Source organism: Anabaena sp. AL09, assembly GCF_001672255.1.
In the GTDB taxonomy this organism is placed as follows: Bacteria; Cyanobacteriota; Cyanobacteriia; order Cyanobacteriales; family Nostocaceae; genus Dolichospermum; species Dolichospermum lemmermannii.
This window is the reverse complement of sequence record NZ_LJOQ01000010.1, coordinates 1-23,591: the sequence shown is the minus strand read 5'-3', so window position 1 is coordinate 23,591 and position 23,591 is coordinate 1. Positions and strand designations below refer to the sequence as shown.

The 23,591-nt window shown below is 38.4% G+C and carries 21 protein-coding genes and 1 pseudogene; 5 read left to right on the top strand and 17 right to left on the bottom strand.

Annotation, left to right across the window (positions count from 1 at the left end; translation table 11 throughout):
* Nucleotides 1-68: 68 nt before the first annotated feature.
* Entirely contained in the window at nt 69-683 is a 615-nt protein-coding gene (locus tag AN490_RS01840; RefSeq protein ID WP_299999421.1) for a TetR/AcrR family transcriptional regulator, read from the top strand.
* Nucleotides 684-866: 183 nt separating this feature from the next.
* On the opposite strand, the gene AN490_RS01835 is transcribed toward AN490_RS01840, so the two are convergent.
* From AN490_RS01835 to AN490_RS01810, 6 genes and pseudogenes are all read right to left on the bottom strand, one after another.
* Nucleotides 867-1,307, bottom strand: coding sequence for a DUF4332 domain-containing protein (locus AN490_RS01835; RefSeq protein WP_299999419.1), 441 nt, complete (start codon nt 1,305-1,307; stop codon nt 867-869).
* Nucleotides 1,308-1,623: 316 nt separating this feature from the next.
* Nucleotides 1,624-2,424, bottom strand: coding sequence for a PhzF family phenazine biosynthesis protein (locus AN490_RS01830; RefSeq protein ID WP_299999469.1), 801 nt, complete (start codon nt 2,422-2,424; stop codon nt 1,624-1,626).
* 17 nt (nt 2,425-2,441) lie between these two features.
* The gene (locus AN490_RS01825; RefSeq protein ID WP_299999417.1) at nt 2,442-2,609 is read right to left on the bottom strand and encodes a DUF4351 domain-containing protein; all 168 of its coding nucleotides are present in this window, start codon (nt 2,607-2,609) and stop codon (nt 2,442-2,444) included.
* A gap of 7 nt (nt 2,610-2,616) precedes the next feature.
* Nucleotides 2,617-3,268: pseudogene (locus AN490_RS01820) on the bottom strand (Rpn family recombination-promoting nuclease/putative transposase).
* Nucleotides 3,268-4,890, bottom strand: a complete 1,623-nt coding sequence (locus AN490_RS01815; protein WP_299999415.1) for a radical SAM protein — start codon at nt 4,888-4,890, stop codon at nt 3,268-3,270. The pseudogene AN490_RS01820 and the gene AN490_RS01815 overlap by 1 nt, the downstream one beginning before the upstream one ends.
* A gap of 16 nt (nt 4,891-4,906) precedes the next feature.
* On the bottom strand, nt 4,907-5,161 hold the full coding sequence (locus AN490_RS01810; protein WP_015080604.1) for a SemiSWEET transporter: 255 nt from the start codon (nt 5,159-5,161) through the stop codon (nt 4,907-4,909).
* Between the two features lie 241 nt (nt 5,162-5,402).
* Here AN490_RS01810 and AN490_RS01805 point away from each other — a divergent pair, with 241 nt between their 5' ends.
* Complete coding sequence (locus AN490_RS01805) at nt 5,403-5,588, top strand: hypothetical protein (protein ID WP_299999410.1); 186 nt, start codon at nt 5,403-5,405, stop codon at nt 5,586-5,588.
* Nucleotides 5,589-5,593: 5 nt separating this feature from the next.
* On the opposite strand, the gene radC is transcribed toward AN490_RS01805, so the two are convergent.
* From radC to AN490_RS01785, 4 genes are all read right to left on the bottom strand, one after another.
* Nucleotides 5,594-6,325, bottom strand: coding sequence for a DNA repair protein RadC (radC, locus tag AN490_RS01800; protein WP_299999408.1), 732 nt, complete (start codon nt 6,323-6,325; stop codon nt 5,594-5,596).
* 246 nt (nt 6,326-6,571) lie between these two features.
* A complete protein-coding gene (locus AN490_RS01795) occupies nt 6,572-7,510 on the bottom strand; it encodes a phosphoribulokinase (protein ID WP_299999407.1) in 939 nt (312 codons plus the stop codon).
* 117 nt (nt 7,511-7,627) lie between these two features.
* Nucleotides 7,628-10,141 (bottom strand): NACHT domain-containing protein, encoded by a 2,514-nt coding sequence (locus AN490_RS01790; RefSeq protein WP_299999405.1) that lies wholly within the window; start codon nt 10,139-10,141, stop codon nt 7,628-7,630.
* Nucleotides 10,131-11,351, bottom strand: coding sequence for a S8/S53 family peptidase (locus AN490_RS01785; protein WP_299999403.1), 1,221 nt, complete (start codon nt 11,349-11,351; stop codon nt 10,131-10,133). The genes AN490_RS01790 and AN490_RS01785 overlap by 11 nt, the downstream gene beginning before the upstream one ends.
* A gap of 158 nt (nt 11,352-11,509) precedes the next feature.
* Here AN490_RS01785 and AN490_RS01780 point away from each other — a divergent pair, with 158 nt between their 5' ends.
* Both AN490_RS01780 and AN490_RS01775 read left to right on the top strand, forming a co-directional pair.
* Nucleotides 11,510-12,172 carry a class I SAM-dependent methyltransferase gene (locus AN490_RS01780; RefSeq protein WP_299999401.1) on the top strand — a complete coding sequence of 221 codons (663 nt, stop codon included), beginning with the start codon at nt 11,510-11,512 and terminating at the stop codon, nt 12,170-12,172.
* A gap of 13 nt (nt 12,173-12,185) precedes the next feature.
* A complete protein-coding gene (locus AN490_RS01775) occupies nt 12,186-12,611 on the top strand; it encodes a DUF29 family protein (RefSeq protein WP_299999399.1) in 426 nt (141 codons plus the stop codon).
* Nucleotides 12,612-12,858: 247 nt separating this feature from the next.
* On the opposite strand, the gene AN490_RS01770 is transcribed toward AN490_RS01775, so the two are convergent.
* From AN490_RS01770 to hemH, 7 genes are all read right to left on the bottom strand, one after another.
* The gene (locus tag AN490_RS01770; RefSeq protein ID WP_299999396.1) at nt 12,859-14,208 is read right to left on the bottom strand and encodes a heterodisulfide reductase-related iron-sulfur binding cluster; all 1,350 of its coding nucleotides are present in this window, start codon (nt 14,206-14,208) and stop codon (nt 12,859-12,861) included.
* Nucleotides 14,209-14,267: 59 nt separating this feature from the next.
* A complete protein-coding gene (locus AN490_RS01765) occupies nt 14,268-15,554 on the bottom strand; it encodes an FAD-binding oxidoreductase (protein ID WP_299999394.1) in 1,287 nt (428 codons plus the stop codon).
* A 264-nt stretch (nt 15,555-15,818) separates the two neighbouring features.
* Complete coding sequence (locus AN490_RS01760; protein ID WP_299999392.1) at nt 15,819-17,519, bottom strand: iron uptake porin; 1,701 nt, start codon at nt 17,517-17,519, stop codon at nt 15,819-15,821.
* A 217-nt stretch (nt 17,520-17,736) separates the two neighbouring features.
* On the bottom strand, nt 17,737-18,405 hold the full coding sequence (phoU, locus tag AN490_RS01755; protein ID WP_299999390.1) for a phosphate signaling complex protein PhoU: 669 nt from the start codon (nt 18,403-18,405) through the stop codon (nt 17,737-17,739).
* A gap of 177 nt (nt 18,406-18,582) precedes the next feature.
* The gene (locus AN490_RS01750; protein WP_299999388.1) at nt 18,583-19,878 is read right to left on the bottom strand and encodes a cell wall metabolism sensor histidine kinase WalK; all 1,296 of its coding nucleotides are present in this window, start codon (nt 19,876-19,878) and stop codon (nt 18,583-18,585) included.
* Between the two features lie 53 nt (nt 19,879-19,931).
* The gene (locus AN490_RS01745; protein WP_299999386.1) at nt 19,932-20,684 is read right to left on the bottom strand and encodes a response regulator transcription factor; all 753 of its coding nucleotides are present in this window, start codon (nt 20,682-20,684) and stop codon (nt 19,932-19,934) included.
* Nucleotides 20,685-21,238: 554 nt separating this feature from the next.
* Complete coding sequence (gene hemH, locus AN490_RS01740; RefSeq protein WP_299999384.1) at nt 21,239-22,405, bottom strand: ferrochelatase; 1,167 nt, start codon at nt 22,403-22,405, stop codon at nt 21,239-21,241.
* 93 nt (nt 22,406-22,498) lie between these two features.
* Between hemH and AN490_RS01735 the strand changes: the two genes are divergently transcribed.
* A complete protein-coding gene (locus AN490_RS01735; protein WP_299999382.1) occupies nt 22,499-23,128 on the top strand; it encodes a class I SAM-dependent methyltransferase in 630 nt (209 codons plus the stop codon).
* Nucleotides 23,129-23,591: the final 463 nt, after the last annotated feature.

Below are 23,591 nucleotides of genomic sequence, written 5' to 3'. Positions count from 1 at the left end.
TATTTTTAGCATTTGATGTTGCACAATAGGGCTACGAATCTTGTTTTAAATATATCAAAATAACTACCATGCGGATTTTTAGTTCTCCTCCATCATCAGAAATGCAGACGCGTACACGCATTTTGCAAGCAGCACAACGATTGTTTGCAGCCAAAGGGTTCGAGGGAACTACAACCCGTGATTTAGCACAAACCGCAGGGGTAGCTGAAGGAACTCTCTTTCGTCATTTTGCCAATAAAAAAGCAATTTTGGTGGAAGTGGCTACTAGCGGCTGGGTGGATCTTCTCACGGATTTACTGACAGAACTTAGCGAAATGGGTAGCTATAAGGCGATCGCTGAAGTTATGCGCCGGCGGATGTGGAATTTACAAAAAAACGCCGATACCATGCGCGTTTGCTTTATGGAAGTGCAATTTCATCCAGATTTGCGCGATCGCATTCAAACAGAAGTTATTGATAAAATGACAGCCGTTGCTGAAGCATTTTTTCAAACCGCAATAGATAAAGGCATCTATCGTCAGATGGATGCCAAACTTGGAGCTAAAGTTTTTTTAGGTTTATTTGCGATCGCCGGTTTCTCCGATAATACCCTCATAGAACCCAACGCCTCCCCCCAAGAAATGCAAAAAATGGCGGAGGGACTAGCGGATATTTTCCTTAACGGTGTCTTAGCAAAAGAATAGGCAGGAGGCAAGAGGCACTGTACGGGCGAAGCATTTGGAGAACTATTTTTGGCAATGACCGATAATTTATCTTCCAAATGCTTCGCCCCTACTGACCACTGACAACTGTACGGGCGAAGCATTTGGAGAACTATTTTTGGCGATGACCGATAATTTATCTTCCAAATGCTTCGCCCCTACTGACTAATTACCCATTGCTTGCGCTTGATGACTCCACTGTTGCACTAATTCAACTGCTGGACACAAATCCCGATTATGCAATGTTGCTACTTGCAAACGCATAACTTGTCTATGTAATCTGTGAGTCGGAGTTTGGGCTAATTGGGCTATGGAAATAACCCCAGAGTGAAGCAATATACCGCAATATTGAGTTCCTACACTGGGAACACGGGCTAAACCTGCCAAAACAACCCATTTATTCACAGAATGGATATTTACCTGTAATTTACCCGCTAATACTATTCTCTCTTCTGGAGTTTTTCCTCTTTTAATTAGTTCTTCTGTGGTATTAATGCCACAATTCTTTAATTGAGCTTGATCTTCTGCACTCAATCCTGGTAAATCTTTTACAGGCCAATCTGATTTTTGAAGTAAATTTCTATTAGCTGCACGGTTAATGGTCATTTTTTGAGTTTTTAGTATGGGTTAATTTATGTAAAAATTCAGTATTTACAGGGATTTCTCCTTCTGAACTCTAACATTTTTATCAAATCACCATCCCTCTTTAGGACGGTATTACTAACATTATCACCTATAAAAAATGGAAACCTCAATTTATTTACTGCTCAACTTCCTGCATTAAAGGAGGTTCACCGTCAATAATGCCCGATAAGTGTCATCTGAAATCTAAAAATTTAATTACAAATATTAACTTAATCCTTGTCTACTAAGATCTCCGACTTCTTTAAGAAGTCGGGGATCTGCGGGATGTCATATATTCTTAACCTATAGTTAATTTTCCTTGCATTACTGTTACAGCTTGTCCAGATATAAAGACGCGGTTTGCTCCAGGATAGTACACTTTGACTACTCCACCCCGACTAGAAGCTTGATAGGCTAAAAATTCATCTTTTCCCAATTTATCCCGCCAAAATGGGGCTAAACAACAATGTGCCGCACCTGTTACCGGATCTTCATTAATCCCTAAAGTAGGGGCAAAAAAGCGGGAGACAAAATCATATTCCGAGTCAGAATCAGCAATGCTAGTAACGATAATATCAGCCTTAGTGAGAGTTTTCATCTGTTGGAAATTCGGCTGCATTTCTCTGACTAATTGCTCAGATTCTACTTCTACTAAATAGCCGAGAGAATTTTGGACAACAGATTTACAATTCACTCCTAAAACTTGACTTAATTCTGGAGGTGATTCTACAGCTTGAGAAAGGTTCACTGGAAAATCTAACTGAATCCAATCATTTTCTAGTTTCGCTGCAAGTACACCACTTTTTGGATAAAAACGCGCTTCTTGATTTGGTAATAAATGCCCTTGTGACCATAATACATGAGCGCTGGCTAAGGTAGCGTGTCCACACAAGGGAACTTCTACCGTCGGAGTGAACCAGCGCAAATTGAAACCGTCATCTTGTTTAATTAAAAAAGCGGTTTCTGATAGATTCATTTCCTGGGCAATATTTTGCATCCATGCTTCAGATTTTGGACTATCTAAAACACATACAGCCGCAGGATTTCCTTTGAATGGAGTATTAGTGAAAGCGTCTACTTGAGTAATAATTTGGGTCATTTGTAAACTATCTAAATCTATGATTCTGTGTGAGATTTTAGCCATTGTTCTAAATCGTTAATATCTCCAAAATCTAATAATGCTTCTCCCAGGTCTTCTAGCTGTGCTATTGTCAAGCTGTTAATACTTCCGATGTGGTGAGTAATCAATTTCCCAAACCGTTTCGATAATATTCGCAGCAGCAAGTTTTTCTCACCTTCTTGTCTTCCTTCTTCCTTCCTGTTCACCCTCCTGTTTAGCTTCTTGATATACCCTTGTTTGCTTAATATCACTCACTAAAAACATGGCTTCTATCTCCTGACGACTTAATTGTGAAAACTTTGACATCAAAACACTTTCCAGTAATTCTATAATACCTTGTCTTTCACTATCATTGCTAACTTCTGTCTTTGTTCTTGTCATCAAGTTTTTCACCAATTCCTGTGATTGGTTTTCTTTACTGACAATTAATTCAATTAATCCCATTCCTATTGACCCTGATGCTATTTCATCTAAATAAATTCGTTTGATTCGACCACTATTGACTAATTCTTGTTGGTAATTCGTTAATTTCTCTACATCTAAACTCCGTTTAGCAAATAAAGCTACCGCTTGCCAATCTTGTTCGGGTTTATATTGATTGAGATAAATGTTGATTTCTGTAATTAATTCCCAGTAAAACTCTGGTTTGTTTTGAAATTGCACCTCGACAAAATAGATAGGTTTTTCTTCACTATTTGGCATGAATATCCCATCAAATCGAAAGGCTTTTTCTTTGACTTCTATCTGGGGGTTGTCCCAGTAGTTCAAATAATAGAGTATGGAAGGTGAGGAAGATTTGGTAGAATATGGTATCTGTGTGCATTATTTATGATTTAATTCTGAGTTGGTAGCTTCTGCTAAATGTTTAATTAGTGTAGACTGAGGTAATGGTCCATGCAAGTGATTCCAAGGTAGAATTTTCTCAGTTGACCAATTACTATGAACATAAAAATCTAAGTCGGGAATTTGTCCTTTTAGTTGTTTAAAAGCCCGTTTGTAACTTCCCAAAGAGTCACCAAAATTGCGGGTTAATTCTAATAATTGAGAAAGTCGGCGATCGCCTCTCGACAACAAAGCCTGTATAATTGACCAATTATAGCTTTCTGGTCGAAATTCTATCCCTTGGGGTTTAATTTGCTTTTGTAATAACTGTAACCGCTTTTCTGCTTGCTTATTAACCCCAAACCATTGAAATGGTGTATGAGACTTAGGAACAAAGGTACTACATCCCAGGGTTAAGCGCAGTCCAGGTGCAGCTTTTTTAACATTTTCCATCATTTTTATAGTTGCGTCCACATCTTCCGCTGCTTCCCCAGGAATTCCCACCATTCCATAGAGTTTTAAACTAGACAAACCACCAGCTTTTGCATTGATAGCTGCTTGGATAATTTCATCATTATCCAATTTTTTATTGACAATTTTCCGAACTTTTTCCGAACCACTTTCGACAGCAATTGTTAATGATCTTGTATCGCGTTTTGCCAAAGTTTCAGCTAATTTAACAGTAACTGTATTGGTTCTCACCGACGCGACACTTAACCGCACATCATCATATTTTGGTTGACTAATATAATCTAATAATTCTGTAAATTCTGGATGTTGAGTAACAGAAGCCCCCAACAAACCCAAACGATTTGTAACTTTTAAACCCCGTTCAATTCCCGGAATTAAAGAATTTTCTAAACTCGCAGTTCTAAAAGGTAAAGTTAGATAACTAGCTAAACAAAAGCGGCACATTTCGGGACAACTTCGCACCACTTCCACCATATAAATATTTTCCCAAGCAGCTTTTTCTGTGACAACAGTAGAAGCAGAAAGAGTATTTCCTCGGTAAGTTTGCTTTTGGATAATTGGGGGAATTTCCGATGAAATAGGATTAATTGATTTTATTTCCCCATCGGGTGTGATATATTCAATTACATATAAACTAGGAATATAAATTCCCGGAACTTGGGCTAAAGTTTTTAACTGAGTTTCTCTATCAGCATTTCTGACTTTTTTATAAGTATCTATAAAATCACCCAGCAGATTTTCACCATCTCCCAATAAAATCACATCAAAAAATTCAGCATAAGGTTCAGGATTAGCTGTTAGAACTGGTCCACCACCAAAAATTAAAGGATGATTTTGATTGCGAGAATTAGCCCGAATCGGAATTTCTAAAGATTCCAAAAGATTAAAAATATTCACATAATCTAATTCCCAAGACATAGAAAAACCTAATAATTCTGGATGTCTAGGAAGTTGTTCCCGAATATCAGTAAATAAGCGACTTACCTGCAAATCATCACGCATAGCCAGAGTCGCCCATACCACCTGATAACCCAGACTAGTTATCCCCACCGTATACTCATTAGGAAAGGCGAAAATTACGGGAATAGCATCGTGATTGGGGGTTGCGGGCGTAAACAGAAGGCGTTCAGAGTTAAATACAGATGATGTCACAGTTTTTTTAGTAGAGTTATCTATATTTAATTTTAAGCCATAGAATAATCAAGTTAAAACATAATGTCACCGCGTTGGCGAGAATAACTGGGAAAGCACCGAGAATAATCCCATAGACTAACCACAGAAACAAACCACTCATGAAGACAATCAGCATCACATAGGAGACATCTTTCGCTGATTTTGTGCGCCATATTTGCAACATTTGCGGTAAAAAGGCAATAGTGGTTAATCCACCTGCAACTAATCCTAAAATGGTGATAAAATCCATGGTTAACAATATATCCTGATTTTCAAGATTATACGCCATTAATTGCACATATTTAGGCAAACACCCTCTAAATTAACTGTTGAAAATTTTTGTGAGATCATGTTATTTGAAGATCAGATTCAGAAAAAAATATTATTTGTAAGTTATTGTTTTGATGATAATTTGGGCATTCTCTAAGGATAGTTATCAATTGCAATCTCTAATTGGCTAGGAAATGAAACGATACATACCCTTTTTTTTTATGGCCTTTATTCTCTTTATAACAGTGGGAGATCAGGTATTACCAGGTGCTTTGGGAAAATCCAGCACTCAAACCCGGATAGCTTTGAATAATTTTGCTATTGACTTATTTTCTAATATTAAGCGTCCCAAAAACCCCAATACCCGCACAGACAAAGCACTAAAAGACCTAGAACAAAAAAGGTAGAAATATCAATCAACTTGCGGACAATCATCCCATAAAGTTGTAATTTCTCTTAAACTCTGATGAGTGCCATTACCTAAGATTAAATGATCTAAAATGGAAATAGCTAAAAGTTCCGCACCGGCTAATAATTGACGAGTCAATTCTATATCTGCTTCACTGGGTTCTAAACTCCCTGAAGGATGATTATGGGCAACTATTACCCTGGTAGCACCTTGACGAATAACTTCTCGAAAGATATCACGGGGAGAGGCTAACGTTTCCGTCGCCGTCCCAATTGTAATTACCTTTGTGCCTAATAACTTATTTTTCACATCCAATAATAACACGGCAAATCTTTCTTGATTTTGCCACATCAAGTCTTGACTCAGCACCGCAGCCGCAGCCATGGGACTATCAATCACTGTTCCGTCGGAGGGACGAGATAAAAAAGTCCGTTTACCCAATTCAATTGCAGCGAGGATAGTTGTCGCTTTTGCTGGTCCGACACCGGGAATTTCCATTAATTCAGCGGGGGAGACATTTCGTAAAGCAGCTAAGGGGTCACACTGACCTTTACCCAATTGCTGTAATATATATTGCCCTAAACCAACTGCGGATAATTTACCAGGGCCTTGTCCAGTACCCAGCAAAATAGCGATTAATTCCGCTGTAGCTAAAATTTTCGGTCCGTGAGTCATTAACCTTTCACGGGGGCGTTCATTTTCCGGTAAGTCGGCTATTCTCAGGCAATAAGTCATACCAATTGGGAATTTTGAATTGGGAATAATTGTCATAGCATTCAGCTATCAGCTATCAGCTATCAGCGAAAAGCAGAAATAGCAAAGAAGAGGGGGTATTGATTTAATTACCTGTATTTCAGATTTTCAGGTTGATTGCTGAGGACTGGGGGCTGAATGCTAACTCATTATTTATCCCTTATTTGTGCACACAATTATTCCTTTTTGACAATATCTTTAATTTTTGTAGATACTACCCGGAATTACTTATTGGTAAATTTGCGTAGCTTTGAGCATATGGTAAGTGATAATTAACTGAGTTAGTGCTAAGGGATAACTTTGCAGTGTTTCTCCAGTTGTACCCGCAATTTTACCCAATTCTGGATTACTTTCGCGATCGCACACACTATTTAAATGCGGCATATCATTACACATAATCTGTTCGATTTTATTCACCTGTTCCAAAGTTGCATGACCGTCAACTTCTAAAACATCCACTGGTTTTCCCATGTCTCTATCTAGTCCCAAGCGGATAGCTGATTGGGAATCACTACGACCTGCATGGATAATTTCTGTAAAATCGGGATGAGGAATTGAAGGACGCAGCACCAAGCGCACATTTAAACGTCCATTAGTTTCATCTATTTCATCATTGGGAGGATAGAAACTGACCACAATATCAGACCATTGCCGCTGAGGACGGATATACTGTTCCGAATCTGGTTCGCGTTTATCTAATTCTGCTAATACTTGTTCTGGAGTGTATCCCCGCTTTTGAGTATCCCGCTTCACCTTCCAATTAGCACGAACTGATTCAGGTGGTGCAAGATAGACTTTAACATCATAAGCATCACGGGCTACACGGGTGGAATAACCTAGTAACCCTTCAATAATCACAAATTTACTGGGTTTGATATATTGCGGTGGTTCAAAAGTGCCTGTGGAGTGGCTGTAAACCGGCTTGAGAATCGCCTGTCCTGTCCGTAACAGCGATAAATGTTGCTGCATGATATCCAGGTAGTTACAATCAGGATGGAGGGCTGTAATGCCGATTTCTGCCCGTTGTGTGCGATCGTAACGGTGGTAATCGTCTGTACAGATAATAGTCACATTTTCCGGACCGAGTACCTGAGCAATCCCTCTAGTCAGAGTTGTTTTCCCCGCAGCACTATCACCCACAATACCCAGAATAATTGGACGGCTCATGAATACCCCCTCTGACGCGAGTAAGTTTATAGAATAATCTTCAATTTTAGAGGGCAAATAAGCCCTTTCTTCAGAAAATCTTATCTTTGCAACATCTCTACATAAACTCCCTGGATTTTAATTATTCCCCACCAACAACATCCGCGCTTCTATTCCTTCCCATGTTGTCGGTGATACCCGCACGGCTGCTTCTTTGCATTGGATAATTAGAAAATTGGCGTAGAGATAATTATCTAGTGCCTTTGTTTCTTCCCCAGATAAATCAACCATTTCTGGAGTGAGATTAAAACCATTGAGTAATGTTTCTCTCAATGTTTTAGCAAAAGCTTGACGTACTTCTTCTGGTTGTTTATCATCAGGTATTTTAGCTTTTAGTGCTTCTAGTCGAGTAACTAACAAAGTGAAGTTTAGCTTTTGATTATAAATGTTCAATTTACTAACTTCATCAATGTATTTAGTAATATTAAATATAACGTAGCTGATGGGGTTGGTGATGCGGTTGGTAATGACTTTGGTGACAGTGCTGGTGTATGTTTTGTCGTTCTCAATGGTGATGGCGTAGGCATAGGAATTAGCGTTAGTGTAGGCGTAAGTGAGGGCATTCGCGTTGGCTTTGGCGTATTCCAAAGCATATGCGAAGGCATTGGCGTTAGCGTAGTCAAGGGCTATAGCAATGGAGAAGGCTTTGGCGAGGGCGATCGCAACTGCACGTTTCCCAACTGGTTTATAATCACCTTGAGATCCTACTGTGACTTCTTCCGCCCAATTTAATAAAGCTTGTAATTTTGGGGTATTGATATATTGTTGTCCTTCCTTTTCCATCAATAACAACAAATCATCTGCACCACCGCGCATGACTCCCGCAACTAACAAAAATACCTCTTTCCAACGTTCATCTGTCAAATGTTCCGTTACTAATTTTTCAATTAGACGATGATCATCAATATATTGGGCTGTTAAATATTCCTGTAGGGTTAAATGAGAAAAAGAAAATACATCTCTAGCACGTTCGACTAAAATTCCCTGTTCAATAGTAATAGCATCTAATATTTTCCCAGGATCTAAATTTTTCGGTGCATTATCATTATTAGATAGAAATTTTTGAATTTGATTTAAAACTTCTTGCTGAGAAAAAAATAACTTATCTTTTGCAAAATTATTATAAGCAATTTCAGCCAACATGATTTTTTCTAAATCAATGCCTAGTTGACGATAAATTGGTTCATAAGGTAATCTTTTTTCAGATGCCCATCTTCTCAATAAAATATCTAAAGCATTACCATATAATGTAGCTTTCTTTTTTGGTAAATCTTGAGACTCATCATACTCTAAACAAAGAAAAGTTAATAATAAGGGAGTTCTGGCTAATTCTCTAGTAGCTTTTTCACTGTTTATTTTATTCCGGCATTTTTCCGCAGTCCCTAATTTTTTATCAACTTCCGAATAAAACCAGTTATTAATAAACTGTTGAATTTGTTGATCATCAAAATCTGCAATAATGAATTCTTTGAAGTTATTGAACTTTTGACGATAGGCAGCAGTACGACAAGAAATTACAAATTTATTTTGCTTGTATTGCTTAACAAAATTTTGTATCCTATCAATCACTAATTCAAAATTTCTACTAGGTACTTCGTCTAATCCATCTAATAAAAGTAATAATTTACCTTGATTTAGTAATTTATTAGTAAATGCTTCTGCTTGTGGTAATTGACAAGCTAAAAACTCATTTGCAATAATATTTAAAATATTAACTTCATCCCCAGTAAATTGTTTTAATTCTATTAAAACTGGAATATATTGACTCTGAATTTGTCCAGAATTACCTTTAAGTGTTTCTAGTCCTATTTTCCTTAAAAATGTAGACTTACCCGCACCCGGTTGTCCCAATATCATTAAATGTGCATATTGGTTAGCAATTGTTATTCCATTTTGTCTAGCAGATTTTTCATTAGTCAATTTGCGACTACCATTTTGCCGATAATTTTCTTCTAATGCTGTTACTGATTCAAAATTTTTAATTTCACCAGGTTGTAAACATTGGACTTCTGTATAAATATCATCTAAGTTAACAAATTGAGACATTCCTAAAACTCGCAACCGATTATATCGCTTGTGATAGTTAAGAATGTATTGTTTAGATGCTTGATAAATTGATTTTTTGGTTTTCTGATCTAAGTCAATTCCTAAAATATTAATATACAATTCAGCAAAATGATTCACTGCTTCATCAGGTGCAACTTCCGGTAATCCCACCAATTGATCTAAACTAACATTATTTACGCCAGATAATTCTAATGAATTTAATATATCTGTTGCTGAACCTTCCACAACTACAACACGGCTCATTGTGCCACCTACAGGTTTTAAAGACAAGTTTCGTAATTCTTGAATTGTGTCACCTATAACCTGAGAAAGTTGATTTTTTCGCCGTTCAATTAATGCTTGTTTATAAGCAATAGATGAAGAAAAATTCCCAGGTTCAAGCATTGGCAATGCTTGACTATTCCTGAGTTGATTTTCATCACCTAAAGTCATAATTACTCGCATCTTTTCATCACCCCTTGCATTCATTAACGCCTCTTCCAGCAAAGGGTCAATTTTACTAATTTGGTCTTCTTTAAGGTTCATATAGTGTAGTTGGTATTTGAACTAAACCTTGACCTTGACGTTGCTGATTTGCTCCCAAATCTTGACAAGATGTCAAAATTTCATTTAATAAATCTAGCACCGACATACTTTTATTATACCGTTCTAATATTAACGCAGCCACACCAGAAACTATAGGTGTGGCCATAGATGTACCATTCCAAGCTTCATAACCTCCTCCTAGAACCGATGAATAAACACCTTCTCCCGGTGCAACTAAATAAGGAACATTATAAGATTGATAGTTAATTGTCATAGTAGTATTACCGCTAAAAGATGCAACTTGATGTCTATTGTTGATAGCACCTACAGAAAGTGAACCTTTACAGTTACCAGGTGTACGAGAACGGTTGAATCCTTCATTACCTACCGCACAAATAGGAAGTACACCTACAGTTATTAAGTCATCAATTAAGGAACTAAATAGCTCAAAATAACCTGATGGTAATGAAAGTTCACCCGCAGAAAGATTGATAATATTAATTTCTGGTTGTAGTGCTAACCAATTAAACCAAGATATCCAATCTGTTAAATTACATATACCGTTCGGAAACATAATACTGTTGATGATTTTTGCTTCGGGTGCAACACCAACTTTATTTCCACAAATTAACCCGGCAACATGAGTACCATGTCCATGTGTATCTTCAAATGGTACGGGTTGGATTTCTTGTGTTCTGGGATTTAAACTATAAGATTCAATTATTTTACCTTTTATTTCTGGGTGGTTTGCGTCTATACCAGAATCGAGAACTGCAACAGTTATTCCTTTACCTGTGCCTGTAAATCCTTGCTGACGGGCTTTAAGAAGAGATATAGCTTCTAAATGCCAAAGATCATCTGTTGTCAGAGTGGTTTTAGCACCTGCTATACTTCTTTCTGGTTTAATTAATTCTATTGGCAAATCCCGTAAAATTAAAGCATTAGGTAAATCTTGCCGTAGTTGTTCAACTTCTTCATCAGGTATATCAACAATTTTAGCACCTGTAATATTTGAATGAGTTGGATATTCGCTAATTGTATCTGTATCTTCCAAATAACTAATTATTTCTTGATATCCAGAATCTTCTTGCCAAAAATTCACCACTTCTGCAACTTGTGAGGGACGACTTTCGGGAGTGAATTTTCTCGATGCTAATTTTAAAGAACGTGCTACCGATGTCGTCTTAGGACGAATAATATAAACAGTCATCAAGAACCCCTCAACCAACTATTGTTATGCAACGTACTAACATATTAGCAAAATAATCGGCTTTAAAAGAGGATTTGGGGGTTGACATTTGATTTTAAATTTGTTATCATAGAGTTGATGAGGAAGAACTATCATAAAATAATTAATAAACATAAATCATGTCAAAACAAACACTAGGCTTAGAACAAAACTTATATGATTATTTGCTTTCAGTTTCCCTACGCGAACCAACTATTTTAACCCAACTGCGTCAAGAAACCGCTCAAATGCCAAGGTCTATCATGCAAATATCTCCTGAACAGGGGCAATTTATGGCATTGCTGGTAAAACTGATAGGAGCAAAGAAAACCTTAGAAGTCGGTGTATTTACTGGCTATAGTTCCTTAGTAGTAGCTTTAGCTTTACCCGCAGATGGTAAAATAGTCGCCTGTGATGTTAGCGAAGAGTATACCAGTGTAGCTCGCCGTTATTGGCAACAAGCAGGAGTTGCTGATAAAATTGACTTGCATATTGCCCCAGCTTTGGAAACATTAGATAATTTATTAACAACCGGAGAAGCAGGAACTTTTGATTTTGCGTTTATTGATGCTGACAAAAGTAACTATAATAATTATTATGAGCGATGTCTTGAATTAATTCGCCCAGGTGGACTAATTGCTATTGATAATGTGTTGTGGTCAGGTAAAGTTGCAGATACAGAAATCCAGGATAATCAAACTAATAAAATTCGGGATTTGAATCGCAAATTACATGAAGATTCCCGAATTACCCTCAGTTTAGTTCCCATAGCCGACGGATTAACCTTAGCTATGAAAAATTAGGAAAATCAAGCCAATGGAAGAACTACTTACCCTCAAAGAACTCCTGCACCAAGGCAATATAACAGAAGCCTTGTTAATTGTCGAAGAATTAGAAGAAATGAGCAAATCTGATAAACTGAATAAAATATTTAGCTATGGCATCATTTTACTTCTACACCTAATTAAACAAGCTGCTGAAAACCGCACCACTAGGTCTTGGAATCTTTCCATTCGCAATTCTGTCAAACAAATTCAACGCAGTAATTCCCGTGAAAAAGCAAAAGGAACTTACATGAGTGAAACAGAATTAGCAGCGACTCTAGAAGATGCTTATGATTTAGCCTTAGAAAAAGCCGCAATTGAAGCTTTTGAAGGTCAATATGAAGCAGAAGAATTAAGCAAATTAGTCCAACAAGAAGAGATCATAAAAAAGGCAATGAACTTAATTTGGGAAAGATAAATAAGACCCCTGACTTCTTTTTTATCTTCTTCAAGTGAGGTATAATGGGAGGGAGTTAACCGCAGATGGAAGAGGATAGACGCAGATAAACGCAGATAAATTTGTACTTCATTAGATTAAGAGGCATTGCTGAATTGATGTATGAAAGTAGAAAATTCCATCTCTTGAACTCTTACTCTCTGTGCCTCTGCGTCTCTGCGAGAGATAAATTCATACTTTTATTCAGCAACGCCGATTAAGAAATGTTCTAAATCTCCAACTTATCACCCCGAATTGAATAATCTAATAACTCCATTGGGTGCATGACAGAAATAGTTTTCCCCTGTAAATATTTACTAATCTGCAAACTACAACCAGGATTAGGAGAAGCAATTAAATCAGCGCCAGTATTTAATAAATTCTGGGCTTTTTGTTTACCTAATTCTTCCGCAACTTCCGGTTGTAACATATTATAAACCCCCGCGCTACCACAGCACAAAGCCGCGTCAATAGGTTCTTTTAAAGTCACACCGGGAATTTGTTTTAACAGTTGACGAGGTTGAACACTAATTTTTTGACCATGTAATAAATGACAAGCATCTTGATAAACTAAGGTGAGATTTTTATCAGTCAAAGGTGAAAGTTTAGCTGTTAAACCCACATTAGCTAAAAACTCCTGTGAATCCTTAACTTTCGCGGCAAATATTTTCGCTTTTTCAGCATATTCTGGATCATCTGCTAAAATATGACCATATTCTTTCAAAGTATGACCACAACCGGCAGCATTGATAATCACAAAATCCACATGAGTATCAGCAAAACTATCAATCATTTGTCTTGCTAAAACTTTCGCTTGTTCCGTTTGTCCTTGGTGTTCAGGAAGCGCCGCACAACAACCTTGAGACTTAGGAATTACCACCTCACAACCGTTCGCAGTTAAAACCCTTACCGTCGCTTCATTGACACCAGAGAAAAACAGCCTTTGTACACATCCTAAAATTACACCCACCCGATATCTTTTTTCACCCTTCGCTGGGATGATATCTGGTAAATTATCCTGAAAAGATTTAAGAGTAATTTCCGGTAAAATAGATTCCATAGCAGCTAACCGGGGAGATATGGCTTTAATTAACCCAGTTGCTTGTAATACCTTAGAAATTCCTAACTTTTGATAAACTAATAATGGAAAAAGTAAAATTCTTAAAAGATCAGGATTAGGAAACAGAGAAAAAATCAATTGTCGAACCAACTTATCAGGTAAACTGCGATTATAATTTCTTTCCACCTGATGTCTAGTAGCCGAAATCAACTTATCATACTGCACACCAGAAGGACAAGTAGAAACACAAGCTAGACAACCCAAACAAGAATCAAAATGTTCAACAGTAGCCGTATTGAGAGCAATTTCACCCTCATTAATAGCATCCATTAAATATATCCGTCCCCTGGGAGAATCCATCTCCTTACCTAATACCCGATAACTAGGACAAGTAGACAGACAAAAACCACAATGAACACAACTATCAATTAACTTAGGATCAGGTGGATGACTTCCATCAAAACCCTTCAAATTCTTAATACTAGCAGTATTATTAACAGCACCCTCTGAAACTTGCATTTCTCTTCTCCCTCTTCACTTCGTGTTCTTTGCGCCTTCGTGGTTCATTTTCTTATTTCTTAAATCCCACCCACAAACCGACCAGGACTTAAAATAAAATTACCATCAAACTGTGTTTTAATTCCCCGCATTACTGCCAAAGCATTACCATTATACCCCCAAACATCAAACCTTTCCTTTAACTCAACAGGTGCTGATAAAATACTTAAAAAACCAGAATTTGCTGCACATAAATTCCGCAAAGGTAAAATCTGATCTTTATTTTCTAAACGGACTAAACCCAAACCACTGCTAATATGAATTAAACCAATATCTATTTGATTGATAATCTCCACAGCCGCAGTTGGTAATACTCCTACTTTGCAGGTAATTGTAGATTCTGTCACATGAGAATGTATTTGTTCTGGTAATCGTTGCCATAAATCAGCCTCATTATTTCCTGAATAAATTACCCCTTGTAAACCCAACTTTTCACCAATTACTAAAAGTCGTTTTGATTGTTCCTGGACACTTTCATTAATATTTTGAAAGCGGGTAATTAATCCTATTCCTGTTCCCAAATCTAAATTAGTAACTAACTTACTTGATAATAAATCAACTTGAGTTGGTGTTAATTCCGAACTTTGTAAAGTTCTCACTGCTTGGGATATAGCTTCAGGTTTACCAGTTAATATTACTGTTCCCGAAGTTTCAGGAATGGGATAAACTCGAAAAGTGACTTGGCTGATAATTCCTAATGTCCCGTAAGCACCAGTAAATAATTTCATTAAGTCGTAACCAGCCACATTTTTAACGACTCTTCCCCCAGCTTTGGCGATTTGACCATCTGCGCGGATAAAAGTTATACCTAGAAGTTGGTCACGCACACCACCATAACGTTGCCGCAGAGAACCCGTATCGGCAGTAGCAACCATACCACCAATAGTAGCAGAATTAGGAAAAGCGGGATCAAGTGCTAAAAATTGGTGATGTTTAGCTAAAATCTCCTGAAGCTGGGCAAATTTCATCCCGGCTTCGACGGTGACAGTTAAATCACCTACAGCGTGTTCTATGAGTTGGTTAATGCGTTCGGTGCTGACAATAATATCAATATTTTTAGCTAAACCACCCCAATTGATTTTACTACCGCTACCACAGCTTAGAACACGCCATTTGTGACTGTTGGCAGTGGTGATAACGGCGGCTAATTCTGCTTGGCTATGGGGATAAATGACACAACTAGGCTGGCTTTTAGGGTCTATTCCTTGTTGGATATTATGCTGTTGGGTGGGGCTGAGATTTTCCCACGATATAACGGCGTTTTCGGTGCTGAGAATAGAAGTTAAGGTAGATGCTATTGAATTCATTAGTCTCTTTTTTATTCTTAATTTAATATGAATTATATTTTGCGTAAAGCTAAGAGGTTATCTCGTTCCCAGTCTCTGACTGGGAATGCCATGATGTAGGCTCTGCCTAATTGTATTATTAAAGGCAGAGCCTTATAGAATTCATTCCCATACAGAGTATGGGAACGAGAGATATTTCACAAATAAGTGTAGGGGTTTAGCACTGCTAAACCCCTAACCATGCGACTAAACTCGCTAAATCCCAACTACTAATCTCAGTTGATTCTAGAAAGTGAAGGTAGTCCGTAAAGTACCAACGTACTCGGTGCTATTCTTGTCGTTATTCTCAGGATTGAAGATTACCAATACACCAGGAGTAACAAGGATATTATCAGAAAGCTTTATCTTGTAAAGACCTTCTGCATGATAAGAATTACTTGATTCTCTACCTGTAGTTTTTAGTGTGCTGAGAACTGATTTCCCACTTACTGTAGCTTCAGAGATTTTAGGTGATTGACCGAAGATCAAACCCAATGTATTACCTTCTTTACCGAAGTCTTTAATACCTAATGTAGTAGCCCAGTACCATGTCTCAGTGCTTGCTGGAGCAGCAGCCTTTAATGTACTAGCTGTTGTATAACCTGCTGAACCGCCTAATGTGATTTTAGCTGTGGGTTGCAAGCTAACTTGTACACCATAGTGGTTAGCTTCAATTGCGGTAGCAGTAACACCAATACTGTTAAAAGGGTTATTAGCAACAGCACTACCTGTACTTCCGAAGAGGTTAAAAGCGTTATTTTGATATGAGTGGGCGTAGGTTAGACCAAGGTTGATGGCTTTAGTAGGCTTCAAAGCTAACTGACCAAAGATGGTATTGTTACCATCAAATAGTCCTTTTCCTGGGGATGGATCATTTGCATTATTATCTCTACCTGTTGCAAAATAAGCCGCACTCAATGCTAATTTATCATTAGGAGTCACATTAACAGTTAGACCTGCACCATCGCCTGCTTGACGATAAATGGGGCTGAAACGTCCATAACGAGATAAAGAACCTGAACCACTACTTCTAAAGTCAGGGTTGAAAACATTGACGTTCTCGTTTAACTCAGCGCCAGTAGCATCAATCTTGACACGGATTGCTTTGCTCAAGTTGAAGGAGTAGTTGAGTTTGTCAATGGTGATGCTGTTATTATTATTGGCAGTAGTGGTGCTACCGTCATAACCTAAACGAGTCATGCCAGTACCAGTACCACCAGTACCTACACTATTTGGGTTGATATTTATCGCATTCAACCGAGTTTGCAATTGGTCTGTTCCTGTGAAACTGCTGTTCAAGGTTAACCGCACTCGGTCAGAGAAAGTAGCGTTGGAATCTAAGTCAACGTTCTTAGCAGGAGTATTAGCATTGGCAGTTGTCTTATCCGCAAATGCTACTTTATCCCCAAAAGCTTGGGATACGCTGAAAATTGCTTCACCAGATAGCTTTGTGGTGGTTGAGAACTGATTAGCTTCCAGTTCGCCGGTCCGAGCTTCTAAAGCATCTACTTGACCGCGAATAGTTGCTAGTTCAGTGGAATATTCTTCTTGCAAACGCTGTAAGGTAGCTAAATCTTGCTTGCTCACCATGTCAGCGGTTGCGGTAGCAATGAGTTCATTAACGCGGTCTAAGCAGGAATTTAAACCAGCCGCAAATTCATAACGACTCAAGGCGCGATTACCACGGAAAGTACCGCTAGGATAACCAGCTACGCAACCATAACGTTCAACTAAAGATTGTAATGCTTGAAACGCCCAATCTGTGGGTTGTACGTCGGAAAACTGAGAAACAGATGTTACTTGACCCAAGCTGTTGGACTCTTGGGACAATTGAGCAACACTTGTTACTTGTTCCTTAGCTTCACCAGCAAAGGCACTGTTACCTGTCAATAAGGTCAAAGCTAGGACGGGGCTAACCTTGAGGATATTCCAAAAAGCTTTTTTCATAAATTTCAATCTCTCTCACACCTATAATGAATCCAGTCTATGGTAAAGTCCCAAGGGAACTTATACATAAATGTTCTATAGTGATTCTACATCATTAATGGCAATTAAAACAACTAAATATCAAAATTTTTATACAAGGTTATGATTTATTTATTATTTGATAAATTTGAGATTATACCCTGTCTATGGTATGTATTGATGGCGATCAATATCCAATTTACGATCGCTGACCTGTAACAATATATGTAACTCGTTGAGCAATATTAGTTGCGTGATCTGCCATGCGTTCTAAACAACGAATTGCTAAAGTTAACAAGAGAATTGGCTCAATTACGCCAAAAGTATTTTCCTGTTGGGCAAAGGTTTGATAAAGATGCTCATAAGCATTATCTACAGTATCATCTAACTGCTTCATTCTTTGTACACTGGTTTCGTCTAAATCTGCCAATGCGACTAAACAAGTTGCTAACATTGCTTGGGCGTACTGGGACATAATTGCAATTTCTGGTAAGGAGCTATGTTGAGGATAAGGGAAGAGTTTAATGGCAATTTCCCCTAGCTCTTCGGCATAATCCCCAATTCGTTCTAAGTCACGCACCAATTGCATAAAAGCACTTATACAGCGCAAATCTCTTTCTGTGGATACTTGACGAATGATAATAGTTGTGCAATCTGATTCTATTTGCCGATAAAAGCGATCAATTTTTTTATCTAACCGGGGTATTTGTTCCGCTGCGATTAAGTCACCGGCAAATAGGGCTTGGTGACTCAGCCGAAATGATTGTTCTACTAAAGCCCCCATACGTAATAAATCCCGTTCTAAACGTCTAATGGAGCGTTCTATTGGTAGTATTTCGTGATTGGGAGGATCAAATACAGTTTTCATAGTGGTTATATTAAAAGTGTATATATTTTCTTAACTATAGTCTTGACTAAGTAGGTGAACGGAAAAAAACCGTAGACCGAAAAGTAAAATCGCCCAAACCCTCTTCACTCTTGCCTCTTGCCTCAAGCCTAGTGCCATAACGACGATTTTCAATGCTAACCTACTTAGGTAAATTTGTCATAACTTGAGATGAGAAAATTGAATTTGTATCCAAGCACCACCTGTTTCTGGATGGTTCATGGCTTTAATTACACCACCGTGAGCCATGACTATTTGCTGGACAATGGCTAAACCTAAACCGCTACCAGCAATTCCCGTTGTCGAATTTACTTCATTGACTGGTGAACGATACCGGGCTTTATCTCCGCGATAAAACCTTTCAAATACATGAGGTAAGTCGTCAACAGCAAACCCAACACCGAAATCAATAATATTTATTTCCAACATTTGACCGTTATCAGTAGAAATTATTTTAGTCTCAATGTCAATAGTTGTGGTAGCTGGACTATATTTGATGCTATTATCTAGCAAGTTGACAAATACTTGATAAAGTCGAGATTTATCTGCCTGAATGCAGATGCTGTCTAGTCCAGAATAGTTAATACTGAGAGAATGACGCTGGGCAATTGGTTCTAGGGTTTCCCATGCGGAGATGATGAGCGATCGCATTTCCACCATTTCCAAATTTAACTGCATGGTGGGATTGTTTTCCATTTGCGTCAACTCCAACCAACTTTGGACTAAATTAATCAGTCGGTCAACTTTTTGCATCAGCCTATTAACCCAACGGTCTAAAGGTGGTTCTAAACGGGTTTGCAGAGTTTCCACCACGAGACGAATTGCCGTCAAGGGGGTGCGGAGTTCATGGGCTAAATCGGAAAAAGAGCGATCGCGTTCTTGCTTCATATCTAGCACAGATTGGCGATTTTCCAAAAATACTCCCACCTGTCCCGTGGGTAATGGCAAGCTAGAAGCCCGCAGAAACATGGGCTTTAATTCTGTCATCACCTTAGCATCTTCACAAGCGGGATGAAAAACCCATTCCTGCACCTGGGGTTTTTGCCAATCACGAGTTTGTTCAATTAACTGATCTAATTCATAAGACCTCACCAACTCTAGCAACAAACGCACCTGTCCAGGTTGCCATCTTTGAAGATATAAGATTTCCCGCGCTTGTTGATTGCACCACAACAATTGATTTTCCTCGTCTACCTGCAAATATCCCAGCGGAGCAAAATCCAGTAATTCCTTATACATGGACAATGATTGCTGCAAATTTTGTTGCTGTCTATTCACCATAGAGATTTCCTGCCGTAAGCGAGGTCTTAGCAGCAGTTTAATATTAGTAATTTTATGGAAATTAGAACTTGGCGATTGTAGTAATTGTTCTAAATACCAGTGCAAATGAACCTGTTGCCAAACCCAAAAACCCAGGCCAACAGCTAAACCCAGCGAAAATCCCATTAAAAACATTGAGGTCGTTAGTTGGTGTATTATTACTCAAAACTAACAACTATCGGCACCAATTACCCAAATCTGTAACCAAAACCCCTCACAGTTACAATATATTCTGGATGACTAGGATCTTCCTCCAACTTTTCCCGTAACCAGCGGATATGAACATCCACAGTTTTGCTATCCCCCACAAAATCTGGACCCCATACCTGATCTAATAATTGCTCTCGTGACCATACCCGACGGGTATAACTCATAAATAATTCTAACAGTCGGAACTCCTTGGGAGACAAACTTACCTCTTCTCCACGGACTATAACCCGACACTCTTGAGCATTTAAAGTTATATCTTTGTGCTTGAGGAAAGTAACCTGTGGCAATGAACTTAAACGTTGACGACGAAGTAACGCCCGACACCGCGCCACCAATTCTCGCATACTAAATGGTTTTGTCAAATAGTCATCAGCACCCACTTCTAAGCCCAGGACTCGGTCAGTTTCACTACCTTTAGCACTCAACATTAAAATTGGCACTGAGTTGCCTTGATGACGTAAAAAACGGCAAATGTCTAGGCCATTAATTTGCGGTAACATCAAATCTAATAGCACCAAGTCTAAAGGCAGTTCTTCAGAATTATCTTCACAACTTTTCAGATATTCTATCGCTGCTCGGCCATCACTAGCGGTAATTATTTCATAGCCTTCCCCTTCCAAGGCCACAACTAACATTTCCCGAATCAGTTCTTCGTCTTCCACTATGAGGATACGGTTGGTTTGTCCAATGTCCGTTCTCACAGAATATTTAGCTAATTCACTGGTATACATTAATTTTTTTCAGTGTATAACAAAGTCTAGTATATTATAAATCATACCAATGATAGATTTATTTTGTTGTTGTTCTTCTTTGGTTTAATTGTAAATTTTTGGATCACTATCGCCCAAACCCTTGTTGAGAAATCTTCTCCTCTTAAGAGCGTGTTTGACAAGTTCCCGGCGATCATAAATCGCGACTACACAAGCAAAGTCCACCTATTCCTGCGGTCTCCTAAGGGATACGTGGACTAACACAAAATTAAGGGTTTCAAACCTACCTGCATGGGTTTCGCCTGTGTAGCCTCCTCTGGCTGGCTGTTCTTAGTGGAAAATACTGGTATGACTGGTCTAAAGGTAAAAATTGATAATTGACAATTACCAAAAAAGGGAACAGGGAACAGGGAACAGGGAACAGATAAGAAACACTCATTTGCACCAGTTTAGAGCTTCTGTCAAAAAAAAGCAAAAAAACAGTGTCATTATTTCAATCTCATGTTTAACTCAAACATGAGTTTTTCCTGTTAGAAAGTTGCCCGTTCCCTGTTCCCTCTGAACAATTATGAAGATTAATGTAAAAGCCCGACCACGTGCAGTAACCCTTTACCAGTAACTAACTCAATAATTAGCCCGATAAATCCTAGCATGGCTATCCGACCATTCCAGACTTCGGCACTGGTGGTTATTCCCCATGCCCAACGTTCTTGGGGATACATTTTTACCCTTTTTTTCATTTGGGTGACTTGAGAGAGTTTCAGGTCAGGTTGTTTGAGAGCATCAATGATCAAGTCGGATAGGGCTTTAATAAATACCGGATTAGTGTTGGGCGCAGGGACACGTCCGAAGTTGTGTATTCCTGCTTCTTCCGCTATTTCTCGATATTCAATGTCAATTTCTTGTAGGGTTTCGATGTGTTCGGAAACAAAACTAATGGGGACAACTATTAAATCTTTCACGCCTTTTACACCGAGTTCCTTCAGTGCATCTTCTGTATAAGGTTTTAGCCATTCAACAGGACCAACACGACTTTGATAAGCTAGGGTGTGGGGATTGGGACGGTTGAGGGTTTGCATAATTAAGTCGGTGCATTCCTCAATTTCTTGCTGGTAGGGGTCGCCGGCTTCCTCTACATAGCTTTTAGGTACACCATGGGCGCTAAAGAAGATATGCACGTCCTGAGGACGGGGAAATTTCTCCAGTTCGCCAACTATAAGTTCTGCCATTGCTTGCAGATAACCTGGTTCTTTGTACCAAGAGTCAATAACGGTATACTCAAGATTTTGGAGTTTGGGGTTTTCCTTCCATAGTTGTTCTAATAACCGGAAACTAGAACCGCTGGTGCTGATGGAAAATTGGGGGTAAAGCGGGAGAATTACCAATTTATCAAGGTTATCTTGAGTAATTTGGGCGATCGCTTCTTCTGTGTAAGGATGCCAATAACGCATTCCCACGTAGATATTAACTTCTTGTCCTAATTCACCTAACTGAGCTTTAATGGCTGCTCCTTGCTCTTCTGTAATCCGTCGCAATGGAGAACCGCCGCCGATTTGCTGATAATTTATTTGAGATGTTTTTTCTCTACGCGTAGCAATAAACCAAGCTAGAGGTTTTTGCATCCAGCGAAACGGTAAGCGGATAATTTCTGGATCAGAAAACAGATTATACAAAAACGGTCCGACATCTTCTGGTTTGTCGGGACCGCCGAGATTAAGTAATAATACCCCTATACGACCCATAGCAGTTACTTTCCCCCAATCCTTACAGATTTTTCACTAATGTTAACAATATATCTTTATTAAATATAAAGCTTTATCGGCAGGAAAAAAACAATGACCACAATTTTTAGAGATTTAAGTTACAGATACCAATGGCTATATGATGGCATCTCCCGATTAGCGGCTGTGACTGTGGGTGGTGAACCCCGGTTTCGTCAACTGGCTTTACAAAATTTAAAATTGCAATCGGATACTCAGATTTTAGATTTATGCTGTGGTAGTGGTCAAGTAACCAGATTTTTAGTGAATTTTTCGGAAAATGTCACTGGCTTGGATGCTTCCCCATTATCTATCCAGCGAGCGCAGAAAAATGTCCCAAATGCTAAGTATATAGAAGCGTTTGCTGAGGATATGCCTTTTGCAGATAATTTATTTGATGTGGTACATACTAGCGCGGCTTTACACGAAATGCAATCTGAACAACTGCCAAAAATCATTAAAGAGGTTTATCGGGTGTTAAAACCGGGAGGAGTTTTCACTTTGGTAGATTTTCACTCTCCCACAAATCCGATATTTTGGCCGGGGTTGGCGGTATTTTTCTGGTTGTTTGAAACCCAGACGGCTTGGGAATTGTTGAAAACGGACTTACCTGGTTTGTTAAGAGATTATGGTTTTGATGTGGGAGAACCTAGTTTATATGCTGGTGGAAGTTTACAGGTGATTCAGGGCAGGAAGATGATTTGAGTTTCTTGTACTAATTCATAAGTTTAAATTATTGATTTGCTATTTTTAAATAAGTTTTTTTGAAAAAATTTTTTATTTTGAGGGTGTGGGGCGGGCTAAATGTGCTAATATAGTTATATTATTATAATGGGATGTAAGCAAAATTTTTATTTAGGCACGCATTCCCATTATCAAAATATCACGCCGAGAAAATAAAGTCAATAGGTTTTGACCCCAAAAAAAGAAATTTTTTTTATTTTTTTGAACATTGAGAACATCAGTACCAATATTCAGTTGAAAAAATCATACCACAAATACAATCTGCCATAGCGATCGCCTAGACTTGCTCTTCTTGAAAATCTGTTAATCTAGCTGTATCAAGAATTAGTAAAAGAGTAAAGAATAGGACATCAAATCTTCAGACATCTATTGACATTTTCCGACAATAGGTTCATAATATTAAATATATACGAGAGTTTTGTAG

Coding starts and splice junctions, on each gene's coding strand:
- AN490_RS01805 (WP_299999410.1), top strand. CDS start 5,403: ATGGCCTTTATTCTCTTTATAACAGTGGGAGATCAGGTATTACCAGGT.
- radC (WP_299999408.1), bottom strand. CDS start 6,325: ATGACTTATTGCCTGAGAATAGCCGACTTACCGGAAAATGAACGCCCC.
- AN490_RS01780 (WP_299999401.1), top strand. CDS start 11,510: ATGTCAAAACAAACACTAGGCTTAGAACAAAACTTATATGATTATTTG.
- AN490_RS01735 (WP_299999382.1), top strand. CDS start 22,499: ATGACCACAATTTTTAGAGATTTAAGTTACAGATACCAATGGCTATAT.
- AN490_RS01830 (WP_299999469.1), bottom strand. CDS start 2,424: ATGACCCAAATTATTACTCAAGTAGACGCTTTCACTAATACTCCATTC.
- AN490_RS01775 (WP_299999399.1), top strand. CDS start 12,186: ATGGAAGAACTACTTACCCTCAAAGAACTCCTGCACCAAGGCAATATA.
- AN490_RS01810 (WP_015080604.1), bottom strand. CDS start 5,161: ATGGATTTTATCACCATTTTAGGATTAGTTGCAGGTGGATTAACCACT.
- AN490_RS01750 (WP_299999388.1), bottom strand. CDS start 19,878: ATGTTTTTAATGGGATTTTCGCTGGGTTTAGCTGTTGGCCTGGGTTTT.
- AN490_RS01835 (WP_299999419.1), bottom strand. CDS start 1,307: ATGACCATTAACCGTGCAGCTAATAGAAATTTACTTCAAAAATCAGAT.
- AN490_RS01790 (WP_299999405.1), bottom strand. CDS start 10,141: ATGAACCTTAAAGAAGACCAAATTAGTAAAATTGACCCTTTGCTGGAA.
- AN490_RS01745 (WP_299999386.1), bottom strand. CDS start 20,684: ATGTATACCAGTGAATTAGCTAAATATTCTGTGAGAACGGACATTGGA.
- AN490_RS01795 (WP_299999407.1), bottom strand. CDS start 7,510: ATGAGCCGTCCAATTATTCTGGGTATTGTGGGTGATAGTGCTGCGGGG.
- AN490_RS01840 (WP_299999421.1), top strand. CDS start 69: ATGCGGATTTTTAGTTCTCCTCCATCATCAGAAATGCAGACGCGTACA.
- hemH (WP_299999384.1), bottom strand. CDS start 22,405: ATGGGTCGTATAGGGGTATTATTACTTAATCTCGGCGGTCCCGACAAA.
- AN490_RS01765 (WP_299999394.1), bottom strand. CDS start 15,554: ATGAATTCAATAGCATCTACCTTAACTTCTATTCTCAGCACCGAAAAC.
- phoU (WP_299999390.1), bottom strand. CDS start 18,405: ATGAAAACTGTATTTGATCCTCCCAATCACGAAATACTACCAATAGAA.
- AN490_RS01770 (WP_299999396.1), bottom strand. CDS start 14,208: ATGCAAGTTTCAGAGGGTGCTGTTAATAATACTGCTAGTATTAAGAAT.
- AN490_RS01785 (WP_299999403.1), bottom strand. CDS start 11,351: ATGACTGTTTATATTATTCGTCCTAAGACGACATCGGTAGCACGTTCT.
- AN490_RS01760 (WP_299999392.1), bottom strand. CDS start 17,519: ATGAAAAAAGCTTTTTGGAATATCCTCAAGGTTAGCCCCGTCCTAGCT.